The organism is Streptomyces sp. NPDC052910 (genome assembly GCF_055585605.1).
Genome location: NZ_JBVJJR010000002.1, coordinates 943,489 through 966,595, shown reverse-complemented (window position 1 = coordinate 966,595; position 23,107 = coordinate 943,489). Strand labels below are relative to the sequence as shown.

Here is a 23,107-nt window from a genome sequence, read left to right as displayed (position 1 = left end):
CGGACAGGGTTCCGACGGACAGGGTCCCGGACGGACGGACGGGCTGAGGGCCCCGGCGACGCACCGGCTCCACGGCCCCCGCGGGCGCGCCGCCCCCCGGCGGTGCGGACGCTGAAAATCGCGGCGGCGCCCGACGCCGGGGCGGCGCCCGCACCGGCGGACGTCCCCCGCCCCGCACCGGCGGCGGCCCCCCGGCCCCGCACCGATAGAGTCGCCCCCGACATGAACGCCACCCTCGTCGCCAAGAATCTCGCCGCCGGCCACGGCGACCGCACCCTCTTCTCCGGGCTCGACCTCGTCGTCGCGCCCGGTGACGTGATCGGGCTCGTCGGGGCCAACGGTGCCGGGAAGTCCACCCTGCTCCGTCTGCTCGCCGGGCTCGCGGAGCCCGACGAGGGCACGGTCAGGACCAGCCCGCCCACCGCCACCGTCGGGCACCTCCCGCAGGAGCCGGAGCGGCGGCCGGGGGAGACGGTGCGTGCCTTCCTGGCCCGGCGCACCGGGGTCGCCGCCGCGCAGGCCGCCCTCGACAGCACCACCGAGGCCCTGGCCGCGGGCGCGCCCGGCGCCGACGACGCGTACGCCACCGCGCTGGAGCGCTGGCTGGCGCTCGGCGCCGCCGACCTGGACGAGCGGGCGGAGGAGGTCGTCGGCTCGCTCGGCCTCACCGTCGGCCTCGACCGGCCCATGACCGACCTGTCGGGCGGTCAGGCGGCCCGTGCCGGACTGGCCTCGCTGCTGCTCAGCCGCTACGACGTGTTCCTGCTCGACGAGCCCACCAACGACCTCGACCTGGACGGCCTGGAGCGGCTGGAGAGCTTCGTCACCGGGCTGCGCGCGGGCACCGTCCTGGTCAGTCACGACCGCGAGTTCCTCACCCGGACCGTCGACCAGGTGCTGGAGCTGGACCTGGCGCAGCAGCAGGTCACCCTGTTCGGCGGCGGCTACGGCGCCTATCTGGAGGAGCGCGAGCGCGCCCGCCGGCAGGCCCGTGAGGCGTACGAGGACTACGCGGACACCCGGGCCGCCCTGGAGGCCCGGGCCCGCACCCAGCGGAACTGGATGGAGAAGGGCGTCCGCAACGCCCGGCGCAAGGCCAACGACACCGACAAGATCACCCGGAAGACCCGGACCGAGGCCAGCGAGAAGCAGGCGTCCAAGGCCCGGCAGACCGAGCGGCTCATCGAGCGGCTGGAGACCGTCGAGGAGCCGCGCAAGGAGTGGCGGCTCAAGATGGAGATCGCCGCCGCGCCCCGCTCGGGCAACGTGGTGGCCACCGCGCGCGGGGCCGTGGTGCGCCGCGGCTCCTTCACCCTCGGCCCGGTGGACCTCCGGATCGACTGGGCCGACCGGGTCGCCGTGACCGGCGCCAACGGTTCCGGGAAGTCCACCCTGCTGGCCGCGCTGCTCGGCCGGCTCCCGCTGGACGAGGGCTCGGCCGCGCTCGGCCCGGGCGTGATCGTCGGCGAGGTGGACCAGGCGCGGGCCCTGTTCTTCGGCACGGAGGCGCTGCTGGACGCGTTCGGGGCGGCCGTCCCGGAGCTGGTGCCCGCCGACGTCCGGACGCTGCTGGCCAAGTTCGGCCTCAAGGCCGAGCACGTGCTGCGCCCCGCCGTGACCCTCTCACCGGGCGAACGGACGCGCGCCGCGCTCGCGTTGCTCCAGGCCCGCGGCGTCAACCTGCTGGTGCTCGACGAGCCCACCAACCACCTTGACCTGCCCGCCATCGAGCAACTCGAGTCCGCCCTCGCCTCGTACTCCGGGACGCTGCTGCTGGTCACGCACGACCGGCGGATGCTGGACGCCGTGCACACGACCCGGCGGATCATGGTCGAGGACGGCCGCATTATGGAGCGTTGAGCGCGCGGTTCCCTGTTTTCCTGCCCCTTTCGAGCGAATTTCCGACCGAAAAAACCTTCCTTCGCAGGTCAACTCTTCGCCAAGGCGTCACCATCACCCGCCCGGCCGAAAACCGTGGTTATCCGGTGAAACGGCACGTACCGTGGGAAAAGAGTGCGCCCGAGGCACCTCCGCCACGCGTTCGATATGCGGAACGTTGGCAACGCTTTGACGAACCCGTGGGCGCGGAGCGACGTCTGTGGGTGCGGACGTCCGTGGGGCGTCCGCTTCCCCACCGTCGAATCGAGGCGTAAGGCCATGTCCCCGACTCTTTCCCGTTCCACCCCCACCCCGCTGGCGCCGCCGGCGGGGCGGGCGCTGTACGGCAGCGCCCCGCCACCGGGGGAACGCACCCTGATCGACGTCCTCGACGCCACGGCCGCCGACCACCCCGACGTCCCGGCCCTCGACACCGAGACCGGTGTCCTCACCTACCGGGAGCTGTGCGCCGAGGTCGAGACCCGGGCCGAGCGGCTGCGCCGGGCCGGCATCGGACCGGGCGACCGGGTCGGCATCCGCATCCCCTCCGGCACCGCCGAGCTCTACCTCGCCATCCTCGCCGTCCTCCGCTGCTCCGCCGCCTACGTCCCCGTCGACGCCGACGACCCCGAGGAACGCGCCGCCACCGTCTTCCACGAGGCCGAGGTCTGCGCCGTCCTCACCGGCGACGGCGCCCTCACCCCCGGCCGCCGCAAACCCGGGGCCGCCGGGCCCCGCACGCCGCTGCCCGAGGACGACGCCTGGATCATCTTCACCTCCGGCTCCACCGGCGCCCCCAAGGGCGTCGCCGTCTCCCACCGCAGCGCCGCCGCCTTCACCGACGCCGAGGCCGCCCTCTTCCTCCAGGACGAGCCGCTCGGCCCCGGCGACCGGGTGCTCGCCGGCCTCTCCGTCGCCTTCGACGCCTCCTGCGAGGAGATGTGGCTGGCCTGGCGGCACGGCGCCTGCCTGGTGCCCGCCCCCCGCTCCCTGGTCAGAGCCGGCCACGAGCTCGGCCCCTGGCTCGTCGAGCGGGGCGTCACGGTCGTCTCCACCGTCCCCACCCTCGCCGCCCTCTGGCCCCGCGAGTCCCTGGACCGGGTGCGGCTGCTGATCGTCGGCGGCGAGGCCTGCCCGGCCGGCCTCGTCGAGCGGTTCGCCGTCCCCGGCCGCGAGATGTGGAACACCTACGGGCCCACCGAGACCACCGTCGTCGCCTGCGCCGCCCGCATGGAGCCCGGCGAACCCGTCCGCATCGGCCTGCCGCTCGACGGCTGGGAGCTCGCCGTGATCGACGAGGACGGCGAGCCCGTCCCGTACGGCGCCGAGGGCGAGCTGGTGATCGCGGGCGTCGGCGTGGGCCGCTACCTCGACCCCGCCAAGGACGCCGACCGCTTCCGGCCCTGCCCGGCCCTCGGCAGCGACCGCGCCTACCGCACCGGCGACCTCGTCCGGGCCGACGAGGAGGGCCTGGTCTTCACCGGCCGCGCCGACGACCAGGTCAAACTGGGCGGTCGGCGGATCGAGCTCGGCGAGATCGACGCCGCCCTCGGCGACCTCCCGGGCGTCCGCGGCGCCGCCGCGGCGGTCCGCACCACCCCGTCCGGCTCCCAGTTGCTCGTCGGCTACCTGGTCCCCGGCCCCGCCTTCGACCCGGCCGCCGCCCGCGCCCGGCTCAGCGAACGGCTGCCCGCCGCACTCGTCCCCGTCCTCGCCGAGGTCGACGAGCTGCCCACCCGCACCTCCGGCAAGGTCGACCGGAACGCCCTGCCCTGGCCGCTCCCCACCACCGGCGGTACCGCGCCCGGGCCGGCCGGGGAACTGCACGGCACGGCCGGCCGGCTCGCCGACCTCTGGGAGGAACTGCTCGGCGTCCGGCCCGGCGCCGACTCCGACTTCGTCACCATGGGCGGCACCAGTCTCACCGCCGCCCGCATGGCCTCCGCCCTGCGCGAGCACCACCCGGGCGTCTCCGTCGCCGGCCTCTACCGGCACACCGTCCTCCGTGACATGGCCGCGCACATCGACACCCTCGACACGCCCGTCGAGGACCCGGGGCCCCGCCGGGTCGTCCGCCCGCTGCGCCGCCGCACCGGTGCCGCTCAGATCCTGGTGCAGACCGTCCTCTACGGCGTCCAGGGGCTGCGTGCCCTGACCGGGCTCGCCGTCGCCGACAACCTCCTCGGCATCCTCGCGCCGCGCGTCTGGGCGCCCCACACCTCCTGGTGGCTGGTGGCCGTCGCCTGGCTGCTGCTGTTCAGCGCCCCCGGCCGGTTCGCGATCGGCGCCCTCGCCGCCCGCGTCCTCACCCGCGGGATCACCCCCGGCGCCCACCCGCGCGGCGGCCGCGTCCACCTGCGGCTGTGGACCGCCGAACGCACCGTGGCCGCCTTCGGCGTGCCCGCCCTGATGGGCACTCCCTGGGCCCGCTGGTACGCCCGCGCCCTCGGCTGCGCCGCCGGGCGGAACGTCGCCCTGCACGCCATGCCCCCGGTCACCGGCCTCGCCGAGTTCGGCGACGGGTGCAGCGTCGAGCCCGAGGCCGACGTCGCCGGCTGGTGGATCGACGGCGAGACCCTGCACATCGGCCCGGTCCGGCTCGGCGCCGACTCCCGGGCCGGCCACCGCAGCATGCTGATGCCCGGCTCCTCCCTGGGCGAGGGCGCCGAACTCGCGCCCGGCGCCTGCCTCGACGGCCACGTCCCGGCGGGCGAGACCTGGGTGGGATCGCCCGCCCGCCCGGACGCCGCCGCCCACCACCCGAGCGGCCCGGTCCGCCCCGCCGAGGACTGGCCCGCGCCCCGCCGCGAACGCTCCCGGCGCTGGTCCGCCGCCTACGCCCTGGCCCTCATCGGCCTGCCGCTGCTGCCCGTCCTTGCTGCCGTGCCCGCCCTCGCCGCCACCTTCTGGCTGATCAAGGACAGCGCCTCGCTCACCTCGGTCGCCGTCAGTCTGCTGCTCGCCGTCCCCGTCCTGACCGTGGTCACCACGGTCTGCTGGACGCTCGTCGTCGCCGGCACGGTCCGCGTCCTCAACCGGGGCATCCGCGCCGGCCTCCACCCCGCCTGCGGCGGAGTCGCCTGGCGCGCCTGGGTGATCACCCGGCTGCTGGACGGCGCCCGGCGCAACCTCTTCCCGGTCTACGCCAGCCTCGCCACCCCGGTGTGGATGCGGATGCTCGGCGCCCGGATCGGCCGCGGCGCCGAACTCTCCACCGTCCTGCCGCTGCCGTCCCTGCTCACCGTCGACGACGGCGCGTTCCTCGCCGACGACACTCTCGTCGCCCCCTACGAACTGCGCGGCGGCTGGCTCCGCCTGGGGACCGCGCACGTCGGCCGCCGGGCCTTCCTCGGCAACTCCGGCATCATCAGCCCCGGCCGGTCCGTCCCCGACCACGGCCTGGTCGGCGTCCTCTCCGACGCGCCCGAGCACAGCGAGCCCGGCACCTCCTGGCTGGGCCGGCCCGCCATGCCGCTGCCGCGCGTCGCCACGGTCGCCGCCGCGGAACGCACCTTCGCCCCGCCCCGGCGGCTGGTCCTGGCCCGCGCCGCCGTCGAACTCTGCCGGATCCTGCCGCTGATGTGCGGCCTCGCCCTCGCCGACCTGGTGCTGATCGGCGAACAGTGGGCCCTCACCCACGGCGGCCTCGGGCTCGCCGCGCTGATCGCCGCCCCCCTGCTGTTCCTCGGCGGCATCCTCGCCGGGCTCGTCGCCACCGCCGCCAAATGGCTGCTCATGGGCCGGTTCCGGAGCGGCGAACACCCGCTGTGGAGCTCCTTCGTCTGGCGGAACGAACTCTTCGACACCTTCGTGGAATCCCTCGCCGTCCCCTGGTTGGCGGGACCCTTCACCGGCACCCCCGTGCTGAACTGGTGGCTGCGCACGCTCGGCGCCCGCATCGGCCGGGGCGTGTGGTGCGACACCCACTGGCTGCCGGAGACCGACCTCATCACCCTCGGCGACGGGGTCACCGTCAACCGCGGCTGCGTCCTCCAGACCCACCTCTTCCACGACCGGATCATGCGCATGGACACCGTCCGCCTCGCCGAAGGCGCCTCCCTCGGCCCGCACGGCATCGTGCTCCCGGGCACCACCGTCGGCGCCCACACCGCCATCGCCCCGTCCTCCCTCGTCATGCGCGGCGAGACCGTCCCGCCGGGCACCCGCTGGGCGGGCAACCCCATCGCCGGGCAGCGGCCCGCGGCGGCACCGCAGCGAGAGGCCGCCGCGTGACATGGCAGTACGACACACGAGGACGGGCGGACACACCTGCAGCCGCCGCGTCCTGCTCGCGGCGCTGGCCGTCCCGATGACCGCCGCCGTCGTGGGCGGCGGCTCCCGCCACCGGCCCGCCCGCGACCAGCACTACTTCCCCCGGCACGGCTCCTACGCCCACCGCACCCTCGCCTACCACCTGGAGATCGCCTACGACCCCGGCCGCGACCGGCTCGACGGCCGCGCCCGCATCGAGGCCACCGCCAACGGAGCCCTGGACTCCGTCGAACTCGACCTCGCGAAACTCACGGTCGACGAGGTCCTCCTGGACGACCGGCCGGTGCCCTTCCGGCACCGCGACGGCAAACTCCGGATCACCGCCGACCGCACACTCGAACCGGGCCGCCCCTTCATCCTGGACATCCGCTACGGGGGCCGGCCCCGGCCCGTCCACTCGCCGTACGGCCCCATCGGCTGGGACCGCACGGGGGACGAACACGACGGCACGCTCGTCGCCTCCCAGCCGGTGGGCGCGCCGTCCTGGTTCCCCTGCAACGACCGCCCCGACGACAAGGCCGCCTACACCTTCGAGGTGACCGTCCCGGCGGGCTACGACGCCCTCGCCAACGGCTCCCTCGTCGACCACCGGGAGGAGAACGGCTCCGCCCGCTGGACCTACCACCACCCCGGCCCGATGGCCTGCTACCTCGCCGCCCTCTACACCGGCCGCTTCCACCGCGAGACCTGGAGCGAACGGGAGACCGACGGCACACCCGTACCGGTGCACGTCGCCTGCCCCACCGGCCTGGTCGACCGCGTCCGCCACGACCTCGCCCGCCAGGGCCGCATCCTCCGCCTCTACACCGACCTCTTCGGCCCCTACCCGTTCGAGTCCTACGGCGTGACCGTCGTCGACGCCGACCTGGCCGCCCCCGTCGAGAACCAGACCCTCTCCGTCTTCGGCCGCAACCACATGGACGGCCGGCGCGGCTGGGAGACGCTCGTCGCCCACGAGACGGCCCACCAGTGGTTCGGCAACAGCGTCAGCCTCGCCGACTGGCAGCACATCTGGCTCAACGAGGGCTTCGCCACCTACGCCGAGTGGCTCTGGTCCGAACACCTCGGCGAGGACGACGCGGACACCCTCGCCCGCCGCTCCCGCACGGACCTGGCCGGCCGCCGCCAGAACCTGCGGATCGCGGATCCCGGACGGCGGCATCTGTTCGACGACCGGGTGTACGTGCGGGGGGCTTGCGCCCTGCACGCCCTGCGGCTGGCCGTCGGGGACGACCCCTTCTTCCGCGTGCTGCGGACATGGCACGAGGGGCGGCGGGGCGGGAGTGCGGACACTCCCGGATTCCTCGCCCATGCGGGGCGCGTTGCCGCGCGGGAGGTGGGGGATGTGCTCGGGCCGTGGCTGTACGAGAAGCGGGTGCCGGAGTTCCGGCGGTAGGGGGGTGTGCCCCGGTCCCTCCCTTTCACCGTTTCTTGCGGGGGCGAGCCCCCGCACCCCCGAAGCGCCCTGCGGGCGCTGTCCTCAAACGCCGGACGGGCTGAAGTGCACGCCCGGGGCGGCACTATCCAGCCCGTCCGGCGTTTGAGGGCGAGCGGCGAAGCCGCGACAAGGGGGTCTGGGGGCGCAGCCCCCAGGAAACGGCGAAGGGGAGGGTCCGGGGCTCCCTACCTGCGGCCTTCCGGCCGCACAAGGCCCGCGCGCCGCAGCGCCTCGGCCATGGCGCCACCCGCCGCGGGCGGGGAAGCCTCACGCCGGGGCCGAGGCGCCCCACCGCGCCGGTTCTCCCGCGGCTCCCGCCGGCCGGAGGAGGCGGAAGCCTCGTCCTCCAACCGCAGCGTCAACGAGATCCGCTTCCGCGGAATGTCGACTTCGAGCACCTTCACCCGCACGATGTCCCCGGGCTTGACGACATCCCGCGGATCCTTGACGAACGTCTTCGACATCGCGGACACGTGCACAAGCCCGTCCTGATGCACCCCGATGTCCACGAACGCCCCGAACGCGGCGACGTTGGTGACGACGCCCTCCAGGATCATCCCGGATGCCAGGTCGCCGATCTTCTCGACGCCGTCCTTGAACGAAGCCGTACGGAACGCGGGCCGCGGGTCCCGCCCCGGCTTCTCCAGCTCGCGCAGGATGTCCGTGACCGTCGGCAGACCGAACGAGTCGTCCACGAAGTCCTCGGGCCGCAACGACCGCAGCACACCGGTGTTGCCGATGAGGGCGGCGACCTCACTTCCCGTCCGCTTGGCCATCGCCCGGACCACCGGGTACGCCTCGGGGTGCACGCTGGACCCGTCCAGCGGATCCTCGCCCCCGCGGATGCGGAGGAAGCCGGCGCACTGCTCGTACGCCTTGGGGCCGAGCCGGGCCACGTCCTTGAGCGCCTTGCGGGACCGGAAGGGCCCGTTCGCGTCGCGGTGGGCGACGATGTTGTCGGCGAGGCCGGAGCTGATGCCGGAGACGCGGGAGAGCAGCGGCGCGGACGCCGTGTTGACGTCGACGCCGACGCCGTTGACGCAGTCCTCGACGACGGCGTCGAGCGAGCGCGAGAGCTTCACCTCGGACAGGTCGTGCTGGTACTGGCCCACCCCGATCGACTTGGGGTCGATCTTGACGAGCTCGGCCAGCGGATCCTGGAGCCGGCGCGCGATCGACACCGCGCCGCGCAGCGAGACGTCCAGGCCGGGCAGTTCCTGAGAGGCGAAGGCGGAGGCCGAGTACACCGAGGCGCCGGCCTCGGAGACCATCACCTTGGTGAGGTTCAGCTCCGGGTGGCGGCCGATCAGGTCGGCGGCCAGCCGGTCCGTCTCCCGGGAGGCGGTGCCGTTGCCGATGGCGACGAGCTCGACGCCGTGCTCCTTCGCGAGCCGCGCGAGGGTGGCCAGGGAGGCGTCCCACTTGTTCTGCGGGACGTGCGGGTAGATGGTCTCCGTCGCCGCGACCTTGCCGGTGGCGTCGACCACGGCGACCTTCACGCCGGTGCGGAAGCCCGGGTCGAGCCCCATCGTGGCGCGGGTGCCGGCCGGGGCGGCGAGCAGCAGATCGCGCAGGTTCGCGGCGAAGACGCGGACCGCCTCGTCCTCCGCCGCCTGGCGCAGCCGCAGCCGCAGGTCGATGCCGAGGTGGACGAGGATCCGGGTGCGCCAGGCCCAACGCACCGTGTCCGCCAGCCACTTGTCGCCGGGCCGGCCCCGGTCGGCCACGCCGAACCGGCGGGCGACGGCCTGCTCGTACGCGCTGGGGCCCGCCGCGGGCTCACCGGCCGGCTCCGGGTCCAGGACGAGGTCGAGCACCTCTTCCTTCTCGCCGCGCAGCATGGCCAGCACCCGGTGCGAGGGCAGCTCGGTGAACGGCTCGGCGAAGTCGAAGTAGTCGGCGAACTTGGCGCCCGCCTCCTCCTTGCCGGAGCGCACCTTCGCGACCAGCCGCCCCCGCGTCCACATGCGCTCGCGCAGCTCGCCGATCAGGTCCGCGTCCTCCGCGAACCGCTCGGTGAGGATCGCCCGGGCGCCCTCCAGCGCGGCGGCCGGGTCGGCGACGCCCTTGTCCGCGTCGACGAAGGCCGCAGCGGCGGCGAGGGGTTCGACGCCCGGGTCGGACAGCAGTCCCTCGGCCAGCGGTTCGAGCCCCGCCTCGCGGGCGATCTGCGCCTTCGTCCGCCGCTTGGGCTTGAACGGCAGGTAGATGTCCTCCAGCCGGGCCTTGGAGTCGGCCTCGCGGATCCGCGCCTCCAGCGCGGCGTCCAGCTTGCCCTGCGAACGCACCGACTCCAGGACGGCGGTCCGCCGCTCCTCCAGCTCCCGCAGGTAGCGCAGCCGCTCCTCCAGGGTGCGGAGCTGCGCGTCGTCCAGCGCCCCGGTCGCCTCCTTGCGGTACCGGGCGACGAACGGCACGGTCGCCCCTCCGTCGAGCAAGTCGACGGCCGCCTTCACCTGCCGCTCCTGAACGCCGAGCTCCTCGGCGATCCTGCCTTCGACCGACGTACCGGTTGCCGTCACGATCACGCTCCGCTTTCTCATTCGGACTGCGCTCTGCATTGTGGCAGGTACCTCCGACAACGCGGGCCGCGCCGCCCCCGGCTCAGCCCTCGCCGGCGCCGTCCGCCGCGCGCGGGGAGCCCGTCGGCGATCCTCCGGCGGCGGCGATCCGGGCGGCCAGGCCCTCCGCCAGCTCCGTCAGCCGGGCCGTGCCGTCCGCCCCCAGGTGCTCCCACGGCCCGGCGTCCAGGCGGTCGGTGGCCTCCTCGACGTCCCGGCGCAGCGCCGCGCCCGCCGGGGTGAGCTCCCCGTCGGCGGCGAGCAGCCCGCGCTCGCGCAGCCGTCCCGCGCCGTCCTCCAGCTCCTCCGCGCTCCACCCGCGGGTGCGCAGCAGCCGCCGGGCCGGCGCGCTGCCGTCCCGCCCGGCCGCGTGGCTGACCAGTGCCTCGACGGGGTCGAGACCGGCGGCGGCCAGCGCCGCCAGGTGCCCGCCGCCGCGGTGTTCGCGGAGCATGGTCGCCGCGTGCCACAGGGCCAGGTGCGGGGCGTCGGGGACGGGCTGGTCCGCCTGGGCGGCGAACAGCGGCCGGGACGCGCGCTCGCCCGCCTCCGCCGCGCGCAGCGCGAGTTCCGCGGCCTCCACTGTCTCCGGCGCAGATATGACCCCCTCCCTCCCGTCGCCGAGCATCCGGCGCAGGGCGGCGTCACAGGCACGCAGCCGCGCGGCCACCGCCTCCTCGGGCGCCACCCGCTCCCACACCGCCGGCACGTGACGGGCCACCAGCTCGTGCTTGAACACGTGGAAAGCCGCCGTCACCGTGCCCGCCCCGACCCGCCCCATGGCACCGGCCCGCTCGGCGAAGTACCGGGCGTGCCCGTCCTCCACACCGAACGCGGCGAACTCCCGGGCGGTCTCGGGGGTGAAGTATGTGAAGACGTGCACAGCCTCCAGGGCGCGCCGGCAACGGCGGCCGGCCGAAAGGATCACGTTGGTGGTCATGCCCCGCACGCTAGGCGGCGGGCGGGTCGGTGCGGAAGACCGGAGGGTGCGCGGGGACGCCAGGGAGAGGCGTCATGGGTGGCAGGAAGGGTGGGAAGGACGTCATTGCCGCCGCCCGCCCCCGGGACCAGCATGTGATCACGACGCCTCGCCGCACCGTGCTCATCGTCCTCCACGAGGGGGTCCGGAGCCTCGACGTCACCGGTCCGCTCGAGGTGTTCACCCACGCCGGGGTCACGGTCGGCGACCCCGGCGCGTACCAGGTGCGCACCGCCCCCGCCGAGCTCGTGTCCGAGGGGAAGCGGGCGCGCGGCAAGGACTGACGGCCGGTCAGTTCCCGGCCGGGACGCTCCATGTGAACCGCGGCTCCCTGCGCTCCAGGAACGCCGTGACCCCTTCCGCCAGGTCGGCGCTCCCGCGCCCCTGTTCCGCCCAGTGGGCGACGCGTTCGGCCGGGACCGGGCCGGGGCGGGTGAACTCCTTCGCCGCGGCCTGGGTGAGCTGTGAGCGGGCGGCGAGCAGCCGGGTGAAGCCGGCGACGCGGGCGTCCAGCTCGTCCGGCGCCCACACCTCGTCCACCAGGCCGGTCCGCAACGCCCGGTCGGCGCCGATGAGTTCGGCGGAGTAGAGGAGGTACCGGGCGGTGGCCGGGCCGACCAGGCCGGTCAGCCGGCGGGTGGACGAGGCCGCGTAGACCACGCCCAGCCTGGCCGGGGTGACGCCGAACAGGGCGTCCGCGGCGGCGAACCGGAGGTCGCAGGCGGCGGCGAGCTGGCAGCCGCCGCCGACGCAGTGGCCGCGCACGGCGGCGACCGTCGGTTTGGGGAAGGCGGCCAGCGCCTCCTCGGCGGCGACGGCCAGGTCCTGTGGGTCGCCCTCGCCGCCGGAGGTGAGGGAGGCGATGTCGGCGCCCGCGCAGAAGGTGTCCCCCTCGCCGGTCAGCACCAGGACCCGGACGGCCGGATCCGCGGCACACCGCTCCAGCAGGGGCGGGAGCGCCCGCCACATGGCGGGCGTCATGGCGTTCCGCTTGGCGGGGTGGGCGATGCGGACCGTCGCCGTGCCGTGGGCGACGTCCAGATGCAGTGCGGGCTCCATGGACGGATGCTAACGGGAGGCGGGGGAGGGGCCGCTCGGGGCCACCGGCCGGCCCGGGCGCCCCGGGGTGGGGAGCGACCTGCTCCGGAGCGTTCCGCGAACGACGATCAGGGCAGCCAGGAACAGTCGCGAGAGTGACTGCGGCATACGCACGCGATCAAATAGCGTCGATTGACGGCGACTTCTGATCAGCCGTCCGCGCGGACTGTGGTCTTCCCAACACTCGACGTGTGCGGTGGAGCCACGGCGAGGGGTTGGTATCGGACATGGAGATCGTCGGGAGCGTCCCGCCCGAGCCGGGCCAGGCCCCGCCGCCCACGGCGCCCCGCGAGCCGGCCGGGCCGCCCGGGGCGGCGCCGCGCCCCGCCCGGCCGGGCAACTGGCGGTTCACCGCGCCCGCGCTCCCCACCTCGGTGCCCCGCGCCCGGCACGGCGTCCGCGACCTGATGCGCCGTCAGCGGGTGCCGCTCACCGCCGACCTGCTGGACGGCCTGCTGCTGATCGTCTCCGAGTTGGTCACCAACGCCGTCCAGCACGCCGCGCTGCTCTCCCCGGAGCTCACCGTCGAGGTCTCCATCGGCCCCAAGGAGGTGCGGGTGGCCGTCGAGGACGGCCACCCCTACCGGCCGCGTCCCCTGCTGCCCGACGAGGAGCGGATCGGCGGCCGGGGGCTGCTGCTCGTGCAGGCGGTCGTGGACGAGGCCGGCGGCAGTTACGACGTCGAGCACACCCCGGGCGGCGGCAAGGTCGTCTGGGCCGCCCTGCCGCTCACCGAAGCGCCCGCGCCTACCAGCCCGCCCCGGTGCCGATGACCTCGCGGATGGCGGGCCGCGCCGTGTCCAGCACCGTCATGAACCACGCGGAGAACGTCACCTCGGCCCGCAGCTTCTCCAGTTCGGCGGGGGTCACATAGGCGTACTCCTCCACCTCCTCGGGGTCCGGCTCCGGAGTGGCCCGCAGGGTCCCGACGAAGAGGTGGTTGTACTCCTGCTCCACCAGCCCCGACAGCGGGTCCGGGTGGTTGTAGCGCACCGTGCCCGCCTCCCGCAGCAGCGAGGGGGCCACGCCCAGCTCCTCGGCCGTGCGCCGGGTCGCGGCCAGGAAGGGCTGCTCGCCCGGGTACGGGTGCCCGCAGCAGGTGTTGGACCACACGCCGGGGGAGTGGTACTTGCCCAGGGCGCGGCGCTGGAGCAGCAGCCGCCCCCGCTCGTCGAAGAGGAAGACCGAGAAGGCCCGGTGCAGCCGGCCGGGGGCGAGGTGCGCGGAGACCTTCTCGGCGGTCCCGACGGTTCGGCCGTCCTCGTCGACCAGCTCCAGCATGATCGGTTCGGCGGCGTCGGGGGAGGCGGGGGCCGCGGCGGAGTCGGCGGAGCGGCCCTCGGCTGATGTGATCGGCATTGACCATCCTCGGGTGTCGGTCTTGGCCCTCAAGTCTGCCCCACGACGCCCCGGCGGGAACGCGGGGACCAAGGGGGGACGGGCGCGCGGACGGGCGCGGATCAGTGGCAGAGCCGCGCCTCGCGCTCCGCGTACCCGCCCGGTTCGAGCTGAAAGGTGCAGTGTTCGACGGCGAAGTGCTCCCCCAGACAGCCCTGGAGGTCGAGCAGCATCCGCTCGTGCCCGGCCGCGTCCAGCGCCTCCCGGTCCACCACGACGTGCGCCGACAGCACCGGCATCCCCGAGGTGATCGTCCAGACGTGCAGGTCGTGCAGGCCGGTGACCCCCGGCAGGGCCGTGATGTGCGCCCGGACCTCGTCCATGTCCACGTCCTTGGGCGCCGCCTCCAGGAGCACGTCCAGCGCCTCGCGCAGCAGCTTCAGCGTCCGGGGCACGATCATCAGCCCGATCAGCAGCGAGGCGACCGGGTCGGCCCGCGTCCACCCCGTCGCCATGATCACCAGGGCGGAGACCACGACCGCCAGCGAGCCCAGCGCGTCCGAGAGGACCTCCAGGAACGCCCCGCGCACGTTCAGGCTCTCCTTCTGCCCGCGCATCAGCAGGGACAGCGAGATCAGGTTGGCGACCACGCCGATCAGACCGAACACGACCGTCGTCCCGCCGGGCACCTCGGTGGGCGCGGTCAGCCGCTGCACCGCCTCGAAGAGGATGTAGCCGCCGACGCCGAGCAGCAGCAGGCAGTTCAGCAGCGCCGCCAGGATCTCGGCGCGCGCGTAGCCGTAGGTGCGCCGGCCGCCGCTCGGCCGGTTGGCGAAGTGGATCGCGACCAGCGCCATCCCCACGCCCACCGCGTCCGTCGCCATGTGACCGGCGTCCGCGAGCAGCGCCAGCGAGCCGGTCAGCGCCGTGCCGGCGATCTCCGCCACCAGCACCGACAGCGTGATGCCCAGGGCGATCCGCAGCCGCCCCCGGTAGGCCGCCGCGGCGGTGCCGGTCGGCGGGGGGCCGCTGTGCGAATGGCCGTGGTCGTGCCCTGCACCCATGTACGCCGCCTCCCGTGTCCCACCGGTCCCGGCGGCGGGTGCCGCCCGGCTCCTCAGTGAACTACGGGCGGGGGGCCCTGGGCAACGCGACACCGAACACCGTTGTCATCCCCTCTGACCTGCGGGGATTCCACCGCGGTCCGAGGGCCTGCCGGGCTCACCCGCCGGACGCGTCCGGATGGCGCAGCCGCCAGCCCTCCCAGGCCGAGACGACCATGCTCCGCACGTCGTGGCGCGGACTCCAGTTGAGCGTCCGGCCGATCAGGTCGCCGGCGGCGACGACCCGGGCCGGGTCGCCCGGCCGGCGCGGGCCCACCTCGGGCGTCAGGCCGGGACGGCCGGTGACCTCCCCGACCAGTTCGGCCATCTCGCGCACGGACACCCCGTGCCCGGTGCCCACGTTCAGCGTCAGGTCGCCCGCCTCCGGCCGCTCCGCCAGCCGGCGGGCCGCGGCCAGGTGCGCGGTGGCCAGGTCCTCGATGTGGATGTAGTCACGGACGCAGGTGCCGTCCGGGGTGGCGTAGTCGTCCCCGAAGATCCGCGGCCGCTCGCCCCGGGTGATCCGGTCGAACATCATCGGGATGATGTTGAACACACCGGTGTCGGCCAGCTCCGGCCGGGCCGCGCCCGCCACGTTGAAGTAGCGCAGACAGATGGTCGACAGGCCGTGCGCGGCGCCCACGGCCCGCACCAGCCACTCGCCGGCCAGCTTGGTCTCCCCGTACGGGTTGATCGGCAGGCACGGCGTCGCCTCGGTGACGAGGTCCACGTCCGGCATCCCGTAGACGGCCGCGGAGGACGAGAAGACGAAGCTCCGCACGCCCGCCGCGACGACGGCCTCCAGCAGCACGGTCAGCCCGTGCACGTTCTCCCGGTAGTAGAGCAGCGGCCGCTCGACCGACTCCCCGACCTGCTTCTTGGCGGCGAGGTGCACCACACCGGTCACCCCGTGCTCCTTGAGCGCCCGGTCGACGGTCTCCCGGTCCAGTACCGAGCCGCGGACCAGGGGCACGCCCCCGGACAGCCGCGCCGGGTCACCGCTGGACAGGTCGTCCAGGACGGCCACCCGTTCCCCGGCCTCCGTCATCGCCCGCGCCACATGGGCCCCGATGTACCCGGCCCCACCTGTGATCAGCCACGTCATGACGGCACCCTAGACCAGTCCCGGCCCCGCGCCCGTCCGCGCCGGACCGTGCCAGGGACCGGCCGGGAACCACCGCGGCGCCCCGCGCGTCCTCCTCGTGAGGCCCGGGCCGCACCCGGCGGTGAACGGCGGCTTCCAGTGATCCGATAGCCTCTGCCGACGTGCCGCACGCCACCGACGCCGGGGCCCGCGCGGCACCACCGCTGCCCGGACACCCGATGGACCCGAGGCGGCCAGGCACGCTTCCAAGGAGTGAGTTCGTCTGTCGACCGCCATCCTCACCGGCTTGCCGCCCGTCGGCTCCTCCCTGGAGGGCGACCTGCGGTCCCTGGGCTTCGACGTGCGCGTGGCGGCCGACGCCGCCGCGGTCTCCGCCGAACTGGCGGCCGCCCCGGCGAACGCCCGGGTCGCCCTCGTCGACCACCGCTTCGTCGGCCACACGCACAGCCTCCGGCTCGCGCTGACCGACCCCCGCTTCCCGGCCGCCGCGGTGCACGGCGCCCTCACGGTGCGGCCCGAGGCCCGGGCCGCGCTGCGGGACGTCGTCGCCCTCGCCGACGGCCGGCACCGGGTGGGCGCGTACGCAGGCTTCCCGGACGCCCCGGCCTCCCCGCTCGACGTCCTGCCGGACGCTCTCGCGGCCGGCCTGGAGGCGCACGGCGTCGCCGTCCACCGCCCCGAGCTGGGCGTGCTCGTCGCCGACGTCCCCCCGGACGCCCCGGCCCGGGCGCACGCCGTGCAGGCCGTCGCGGCCACCGACGACGAGGCGGTGCGGCTGCGGAACGCCGTGAAGTCCCGCGACGGGTTCTTCACCACCTTCTGCGTCAGCCCGTACTCCCGCTACATCGCCCGCTGGTGCGCGCGGCGCGGATTCACCCCCAATCAGGTGACGACCGCCTCGCTGCTGACGGCGCTGATCGCGGCGGCCTGCGCGGCGACCGGCACCCGCCCCGGGTTCGTCGCCGCCGGCCTGCTGCTGATCTTCTCGTTCGTCCTGGACTGCACCGACGGGCAGCTCGCCCGCTACTCGCTCCAGTACTCCACGCTCGGCGCCTGGCTCGACGCCACCTTCGACCGGGCCAAGGAGTACGCCTATTACGCGGGCCTGGCGCTGGGCGCCGCCCGTGGGGGCGAGGACGTGTGGGCGCTGGCGCTCGGCGCGATGGTCCTCCAGACCTGCCGGCACGTCGTCGACTTCGCGTTCAACGAGGCCAATCACGACGCCACGGCGAACACCAGTCCGACCGCCGCGCTCTCCGGGAAGCTGGACAGCGTGGGCTGGACGGTCTGGGCCCGCCGCATGATCATCCTGCCGATCGGCGAGCGCTGGGCGCTGATAGCCGTCCTCACCGCGCTCACCACCCCGCGGATCGTCTTCGCCGTGCTGCTGATCGGCTGCGCCTTCGCCGCCTGCTACACCACCGCGGGACGCGTCCTGCGCTCGGTCACCCGCAAGGCCCGCCGCACCGACCGCGCGGCCCGCGCGCTGTTCGAGCTCACCGACTCCGGCCCGATCGCCGAGACCGTCTCCCGGCTCACCCGCGTCAAGGGTGCCGTGACCGTCCCGCTGCTGGGCCTGCTCGGCACCGCCGCCCTGCTGGTCCCGCTGCTGGTCAAGCCCTTCGGCAGCCCCCTGGGCGTCGCCGGTGCCGCGGTCTACGCGCTCCTCACCGGCCTCGCGGTGTCCAGCCCGCTCAAGGGCCCCCTCGACTGGCTGCTCCCGCCCGTCCTGCGGGCCGCCGAATACCTGGCGATCCTGATCCTGGCCGCGCGCTCGGACGTCCACGGGGCGCTTCCCGCGGCGTTCGGACTGGTCGCCGCGGTCGCCTACCATCACTACGACACGGTGTACCGCATCCGCGGCGGCACCGGCGCGCCCCCGCACTGGCTGGTCCGGATGATCGGCGGCCACGAGGGACGGGCCCTGGCGGTCACCGTCGCCGCCGTCCTGTGGCAGGGCCAAGGCTTCACGATCGCGCTGACGGCCCTCGCGGCCGGCATCGCCCTCGCGGTGCTCATCGAGAGCATCCGCTTCTGGGTGTCCTCCGGGGCGCCCGCAGTACACGACGAAACAGGAGAACCCGCATGATCGGCCTCGTGCTGGCAGCCGGCGCCGGACGCCGTCTGCGCCCCTACACCGACACCCTTCCGAAGGCCCTGGTGCCCGTCGATGGTGAGACCACCGTCCTCGACCTCACCCTGGCCAACTTCGCGGAGGTCGGTCTGACCGAGGTCGCGATCGTCGTCGGTTACCGCAAGGAGGCCGTGTACTCGCGGCAGGCGGCGCTGGAGGAGAAGTACGGCCTCAAGCTCACCCTGATCGACAACGACAAGGCCGAGGAGTGGAACAACGCCTACTCCCTGTGGTGCGCCCGTGAGGTCCTCGGCCGCGGCGTGATCCTGGCCAACGGCGACACCGTGCACCCGGTCTCCGTCGAGAAGACGCTGCTCGACGCCCGCGGCGACGGCCAGAAGATCATCCTCGCCCTCGACACGGTGAAGAACCTCGCCGACGAGGAGATGAAGGTCATCGTGGACCCCGAGAAGGGCGTCCAGCGCATCACCAAGCTGATGGACCCGGCCACCGCCACCGGCGAGTACATCGGCGTCACCCTGATCGAGGCCGAGGCCGGCGCCGAGCTCGCCGACGCCCTCAAGGTCACCTTCGAGAAGGACCCCGACCTCTACTACGAGGACGGCTACCAGGAGCTCGTCAACCGCGGCTTCAAGATCGACACCGCGCCGATCGGTGACGTCAAGTGGGTCGAGATCGACAACCACGACGACCTCGCCAAGGGCCGGGAGATCGCGTGCCAGTACTGACGAGGCTCATCCCCTCGCCGGTCGTCGTCGACATCCGGGCCGGGGCCCTGGACGATCTCGCCATGGTCCTCGCGGACCAGCGGATCTCCAGCTCCGGCAAGCTCGCCGTCGCGATCAGCGGCGGCTCCGGGGCGGCGCTGCGCAAGCGGCTCGCCCCGGCGCTGCCCGGCGCCACCTGGCACGAGGTCGGCGGCGGCACCCTGGACGACGCCATCAAGCTGGCCGACGCCATGAAGTCGGGCCACTACGACGCGGTCGTGGGCCTGGGCGGCGGCAAGATCATCGACTGTGCGAAGTTCGCCGCCGCGCGCATCGGCCTGCCGCTGGTCGCCGTGGCCACGAACCTCTCCCACGACGGTCTCTGCTCGCCGGTCGCCACCCTCGACAACGACGCGGGCCGCGGTTCGTACGGCGTGCCCAACCCGATCGCCGTCGTCATCGACCTCGACGTCATCCGCCAGGCCCCCGGCCGCTACGTCCGCTCCGGCATCGGCGACGCCATCTCCAACATCTCCGCCGTCGCGGACTGGGAGCTGGCCAACCGGGTGCGCGGCGAGGACATCGACGGCCTGGCCGCCGCGCTGGCCCGGCAGGCCGGCGAGGCCGTGCTGCGCCACCCCGGCAACGTCGACGACGACGGGTTCCTCCAGGTGCTCGCCGAGGGCCTCGTGCTCACCGGCATCTCGATGTCCGTGGCCGGCGACAGCCGCCCGGCCTCCGGCGCCTGCCACGAGATCAACCACGCCTTCGACCTGCTGTACCCCAAGCGCGCCGCCCCGCACGGCGAGCAGTGCGGCCTCGGCGCCGCCTTCGCCATGCACCTCCGCGGCGCCCGCGAGGAGTCCGCGCTGATGGTCGAGGTCCTGCGGCGGCACAAGCTGCCCGTACTCCCCGGCGACATCGGCTTCACCGAGGACGAGTTCGTCCGCGCCGTGGAGTTCGCTCCGCAGACCCGGCCCGGGCGGTTCACCATCCTGGAGCACCTCGCCCTCACCACCGACCAGATCAGGGACGCATACGCCGACTATGCAGAAACCGTCAGTCGCTGAACTCCGGCCGGTCGTCCACCCCGCGGGGGTGAAGGACCGGCGCAGCGGTGAGCACTGGGCCGGCCGCCTGTACATGCGGGAGATCTCGCTGCGGGTGGACCGCCACCTGGTGAACACCCGTGTCACGCCCAACCAGCTCACCTACCTGATGACCGTCGCGGGCGTCCTCGCGGCCCCGGCCCTGCTGGTGCCCGGGATCGCGGGCGCCGTGCTAGGCGCGATCGCCGTCCAGCTCTACCTGCTGCTGGACTGCGTCGACGGCGAGATCGCCCGCTGGAAGAAGCAGTACTCGATGTCCGGGGTCTACCTGGACCGGGTCGGCGCCTACCTGTGCGACGCCGCCGTCCTCCTCGGCCTCGGCCTGCGCGCCGCCGACCTCTGGGGCGGCGGCCGCATCGACTGGCTGTGGGCCTTCCTCGGCACGCTCGCCGCGCTGGGCGCCGTCCTGATCAAGGCGGAGACCGACCTCGTCGGCGTCGCCCGCCACCAGAACGGCATGCCGCCGGTCAAGGAGGCCGCGGCCGAGCCGCGTTCCTCCGGCATGGCCCTGGCCCGCAAGGCCGCCGCGGCACTGCAGTTCCACCGGCTGATCCTCGGCATCGAGGCGTCGCTGCTGATCGTGCTCCTCGCGATCCTGGACCAGGCCCGGGGCGACCTCTTCTTCACCCGTCTCGGCACCGCCGTCCTCGCCGGCATCGCCGTCCTGCAGACGCTGCTGCACCTCGTGTCCATCCTCGCCTCGAGCAGGCTGCGATGAGCGCCCGGGGCCTGAAGGTCGGCGCGGTCGTCCTCACCATGGGCAACCGCCCCGCCGAGCTGCGCGCGCTGCTGGAGTCGGTCGCCAAGCAGGACGGCGACCCGATCGAGGTCGTCATCGTGGGCAACGGCGCGCCGCTGCCCGAGGTGCACGTCCCCGGGCTGACCGTGCGGACCGTCGAGCTGCCCGAGAACGTGGGCATCCCGGCCGGCCGCAACGTCGGCATCGAGGCGTTCGGCCCGGCGGGACGCGACGTCGACGTCCTCCTCTTCCTGGACGACGACGGGCTGCTGCCGAACCAGGACACGGCCGAGCTCTGCCGCCGCGCGTTCGAGGCCGACCCGAAGCTGGGCATCATCAGCTTCCGCATCGCCGACCCGGACACCGGCGTCACCCAGCGCCGGCACGTCCCCCGGCTGCGCGCCTCGGACCCGATGCGCTCCTCCCGGGTGACCACCTTCCTGGGCGGCGCCAACGCGGCCCGCACCCGGGTGTTCGCCGACGCGGGCTGCCTGCCCGACGAGTTCTTCTACGCGCACGAGGAGACCGACCTCGCCTGGCGGGCCCTCGACGCGGGCTGGATGATCGACTACCGGGCGGACATGGTCCTGCACCACCCGACCACCGCCCCCAGCCGGCACGCCGTCTACCACCGCATGGTGGCCCGCAACCGGGTGTGGCTGGCCCGCCGCAACCTGCCGGCCCTCCTCGTCCCGGTCTACCTCGGGGTGTGGATGCTGCTCACCCTGGCCAGGAAGCCCTCGCTGCCGGCGCTCCGCGCCTGGTTCGGCGGTTTCAAGGAGGGCTGGACGACGCCGTGCGGTCCGCGCCGGCCCATGAAGTGGCGTACCGTGTGGCGCCTGACCCGGCTGGGTCGCCCGCCGGTGATCTGACAAGCTCTTGTCTGAGAGCATCGGGCGCTGCCGGGGGACCGTCCCCGGCAGCGCACCTTGAGGACGAAAGTGTCAACAGTGAGCGAGACAACGCACGACAGTGCGGTCGCCATGAGTGCTGCACCGTCACCTGACGACGGGCTGTCGGCCGCCGAGCTGGCGAAGAAGTACGGCCTGTCGGTGAGCGGTGCGCGCCCGTCGCTGCCCGAGTACACCCGGCAGTTGTGGGACCGGCGGCACTTCATCCTTGCCTTCTCCCGGGCCAAGATGACGGCCCAGTACAGCAAGGCCAAGCTGGGGCAGGTCTGGCACGTGGCCACGCCCCTGCTGAACGCCATGGTCTATCTGCTGATCTTCGGCTTCCTCATGGGCCAGAGCAAGGGCATGGGAATCCCGGTCTACATCCCGTTCCTGGTGACGGGTGTATTCGTCTTCACCTTCACCCAGAGCTCGGCCCTCTCCGGGGTCAGGGCCATCTCGGGCAACCTCGGGCTGGTGCGCGCCCTGCACTTCCCCCGGGCCGCGCTGCCCATTTCCTTCGCACTCCAGCAGCTCCAGCAACTGCTGTTCTCCATGTGCGTGGTCTTCGCGTTCCTGCTCGGCTTCGGCCACATGCCGGCGCTGTCCTGGCTGCTGATCGTGCCGGTGCTGGTGCTGCAGTTCGTCTTCAACACCGGCCTGTCGCTGGTCCTGGCCCGGCTGGGCAGCAAGACCCCGGACCTGGCCCAGCTCCTGCCGTTCATCCTGCGGACGTGGATGTACGCGTCCGGCGTGATGTACAACATGGTCGAGGCGCTGAAGAAGGCCGACGCCCCGCAGTGGGTGGTGGACGTGCTGAGCGCCAACCCGGCCGCGGTCTACATCGACCTGATGCGGTCCTCGCTGATCACCAGCCACGCGGCGAGCAAGCACATCGACCTGCCCCCCCACGTGTGGCCGCTGGCGGTCGGCTGGGCGGCGCTCGTCGGCATCGGGGGCTTCGTGTACTTCTGGAAGGCTGAGGAGCAGTACGGCCGTGGCTGAACAGAGAACCGCCCCCGACGGGGCCCGTATCCCGACCGTGATCGCGGACGACGTGCACATCGTCTACCGGGTCTACGGCGGCAACAGCGGACGCGGCAGCGCGACCGCCGCGCTCAACCGGATCGTCAAGCGCGCCCCGAGCGCGGGCGTGCGCGAGGTGCACGCCGTGAAGGGCGTGAGCTTCACCGCGTACCGCGGTCAGGCGATCGGCCTGATCGGCTCCAACGGCTCCGGCAAGTCGACGCTGCTGAAGGCCATCGCGGGGCTGCTGCCCACCGAGCGCGGCAAGGTCTACACCGACGGCCAGCCGTCCCTGCTGGGCGTCAACGCGGCGATGATGAACGACCTGACCGGCGAGCGGAACGTCATCCTCGGCGGCCTGGCGATGGGCATGACCCGTGAGGAGATCCGCGAGCGGTACCAGGACATCGTCGACTTCTCCGGCATCAACGAGAAGGGCGACTTCATCACGCTGCCCATGCGGACGTACTCGTCCGGCATGGCGGCCCGGCTCCGCTTCTCCATCGCCGCGGCGAAGAAGCACGACGTGCTGATGATCGACGAGGCGCTGGCCACCGGTGACCGGTCGTTCCAGAAGCGCTCGGAGGCCCGGGTCCGCGAACTGCGCCAGGAGGCCGGCACGGTCTTCCTGGTGAGCCACAACAACCGCTCGATCCGGGACACCTGCGACCGGGTCCTGTGGCTGGAACACGGCCAGTTGCTGATGGACGGCCCGACGGACGAGGTCGTCCGGGCCTACGAGAAGGAAACCGCCCGCTGACGGCGGAAT

The 23,107-nt window shown here is 73.8% G+C and carries 17 protein-coding genes and 1 pseudogene; 12 read left to right on the top strand and 6 right to left on the bottom strand.

Translation table 11 applies throughout. The features are described from left to right. Window positions 1-222: 222 nt before the first annotated feature. The 3 genes from ACZ6X9_RS09755 to ACZ6X9_RS09745 all read left to right on the top strand — a co-directional run bounded on the left by ACZ6X9_RS09755 (window position 223) and on the right by ACZ6X9_RS09745 (window position 7,546). Window positions 223-1,860, top strand: a complete 1,638-nt coding sequence (locus tag ACZ6X9_RS09755) for an ABC-F family ATP-binding cassette domain-containing protein (RefSeq protein WP_469777394.1) — start codon at window positions 223-225, stop codon at window positions 1,858-1,860. 297 nt (window positions 1,861-2,157) lie between these two features. After that, entirely contained in the window at window positions 2,158-6,111 is a 3,954-nt protein-coding gene (locus tag ACZ6X9_RS09750; RefSeq protein ID WP_469777393.1) for a Pls/PosA family non-ribosomal peptide synthetase, read from the top strand. Between the two features lies 1 nt (window position 6,112). Then, entirely contained in the window at window positions 6,113-7,546 is a 1,434-nt protein-coding gene (locus tag ACZ6X9_RS09745) for a M1 family metallopeptidase (RefSeq protein WP_469777392.1), read from the top strand. A gap of 227 nt (window positions 7,547-7,773) precedes the next feature. On the opposite strand, the gene ACZ6X9_RS09740 is transcribed toward ACZ6X9_RS09745, so the two are convergent. Together ACZ6X9_RS09740 and ACZ6X9_RS09735 are read right to left on the bottom strand one after the other, a co-directional pair. Further along, window positions 7,774-10,116 (bottom strand): Tex family protein, encoded by a 2,343-nt coding sequence (locus ACZ6X9_RS09740; protein ID WP_469777391.1) that lies wholly within the window; start codon window positions 10,114-10,116, stop codon window positions 7,774-7,776. 76 nt (window positions 10,117-10,192) lie between these two features. Then, window positions 10,193-11,089 (bottom strand): SCO6745 family protein, encoded by an 897-nt coding sequence (locus ACZ6X9_RS09735; RefSeq protein WP_469777390.1) that lies wholly within the window; start codon window positions 11,087-11,089, stop codon window positions 10,193-10,195. 137 nt (window positions 11,090-11,226) lie between these two features. Here ACZ6X9_RS09735 and ACZ6X9_RS09730 point away from each other — a divergent pair. Further along, window positions 11,227-11,364, top strand: a pseudogene (locus ACZ6X9_RS09730) (GlxA family transcriptional regulator); the annotation flags it as partial. A 55-nt stretch (window positions 11,365-11,419) separates the two neighbouring features. Here ACZ6X9_RS09730 and ACZ6X9_RS09725 read toward each other — a convergent pair. Then, window positions 11,420-12,187, bottom strand: coding sequence for an enoyl-CoA hydratase/isomerase family protein (locus ACZ6X9_RS09725; protein ID WP_469777389.1), 768 nt, complete (start codon window positions 12,185-12,187; stop codon window positions 11,420-11,422). Window positions 12,188-12,453: 266 nt separating this feature from the next. Between ACZ6X9_RS09725 and ACZ6X9_RS09720 the strand changes: the two genes are divergently transcribed. Beyond that, window positions 12,454-12,999 (top strand): ATP-binding protein, encoded by a 546-nt coding sequence (locus ACZ6X9_RS09720; protein ID WP_469777673.1) that lies wholly within the window; start codon window positions 12,454-12,456, stop codon window positions 12,997-12,999. Here the strand turns inward: ACZ6X9_RS09720 and idi are convergent. From idi to galE, 3 genes are all read right to left on the bottom strand, one after another. Continuing rightward, complete coding sequence (idi, locus tag ACZ6X9_RS09715) at window positions 12,974-13,585, bottom strand: isopentenyl-diphosphate Delta-isomerase (RefSeq protein WP_469777388.1); 612 nt, start codon at window positions 13,583-13,585, stop codon at window positions 12,974-12,976. The genes ACZ6X9_RS09720 and idi overlap by 26 nt on opposite strands. A 101-nt stretch (window positions 13,586-13,686) precedes the next feature. Further along, window positions 13,687-14,628, bottom strand: coding sequence for a cation diffusion facilitator family transporter (locus ACZ6X9_RS09710; RefSeq protein ID WP_469777387.1), 942 nt, complete (start codon window positions 14,626-14,628; stop codon window positions 13,687-13,689). 157 nt (window positions 14,629-14,785) lie between these two features. Next, a complete protein-coding gene (gene galE / locus ACZ6X9_RS09705) occupies window positions 14,786-15,772 on the bottom strand; it encodes a UDP-glucose 4-epimerase GalE (protein ID WP_469777386.1) in 987 nt (328 codons plus the stop codon). A gap of 262 nt (window positions 15,773-16,034) precedes the next feature. Here galE and ACZ6X9_RS09700 point away from each other — a divergent pair, with 262 nt between their 5' ends. From ACZ6X9_RS09700 to ACZ6X9_RS09670, 7 genes are all read left to right on the top strand, one after another. Beyond that, on the top strand, window positions 16,035-17,861 hold the full coding sequence (locus ACZ6X9_RS09700) for a DUF5941 domain-containing protein (RefSeq protein WP_469777672.1): 1,827 nt from the start codon (window positions 16,035-16,037) through the stop codon (window positions 17,859-17,861). Beyond that, the gene (locus ACZ6X9_RS09695) at window positions 17,858-18,595 is read left to right on the top strand and encodes a phosphocholine cytidylyltransferase family protein (protein ID WP_469777385.1); all 738 of its coding nucleotides are present in this window, start codon (window positions 17,858-17,860) and stop codon (window positions 18,593-18,595) included. The genes ACZ6X9_RS09700 and ACZ6X9_RS09695 overlap by 4 nt, the downstream gene beginning before the upstream one ends. Further along, window positions 18,583-19,644 carry an iron-containing alcohol dehydrogenase family protein gene (locus ACZ6X9_RS09690; protein WP_469777384.1) on the top strand — a complete coding sequence of 354 codons (1,062 nt, stop codon included), beginning with the start codon at window positions 18,583-18,585 and terminating at the stop codon, window positions 19,642-19,644. The genes ACZ6X9_RS09695 and ACZ6X9_RS09690 overlap by 13 nt, the downstream gene beginning before the upstream one ends. Continuing rightward, a complete protein-coding gene (locus ACZ6X9_RS09685) occupies window positions 19,622-20,401 on the top strand; it encodes a CDP-alcohol phosphatidyltransferase family protein (protein WP_469777383.1) in 780 nt (259 codons plus the stop codon). Before ACZ6X9_RS09690 ends, ACZ6X9_RS09685 begins: the two co-directional genes overlap by 23 nt. Then, window positions 20,398-21,294, top strand: a complete 897-nt coding sequence (locus tag ACZ6X9_RS09680; RefSeq protein WP_469777382.1) for a glycosyltransferase family 2 protein — start codon at window positions 20,398-20,400, stop codon at window positions 21,292-21,294. Before ACZ6X9_RS09685 ends, ACZ6X9_RS09680 begins: the two co-directional genes overlap by 4 nt. Window positions 21,295-21,372: 78 nt before the next feature. After that, complete coding sequence (locus tag ACZ6X9_RS09675) at window positions 21,373-22,317, top strand: ABC transporter permease (RefSeq protein WP_469777381.1); 945 nt, start codon at window positions 21,373-21,375, stop codon at window positions 22,315-22,317. Further along, the gene (locus tag ACZ6X9_RS09670) at window positions 22,310-23,098 is read left to right on the top strand and encodes an ABC transporter ATP-binding protein (RefSeq protein ID WP_436778712.1); all 789 of its coding nucleotides are present in this window, start codon (window positions 22,310-22,312) and stop codon (window positions 23,096-23,098) included. Before ACZ6X9_RS09675 ends, ACZ6X9_RS09670 begins: the two co-directional genes overlap by 8 nt. The last annotated feature ends 9 nt before the right edge of the window (window positions 23,099-23,107 follow it).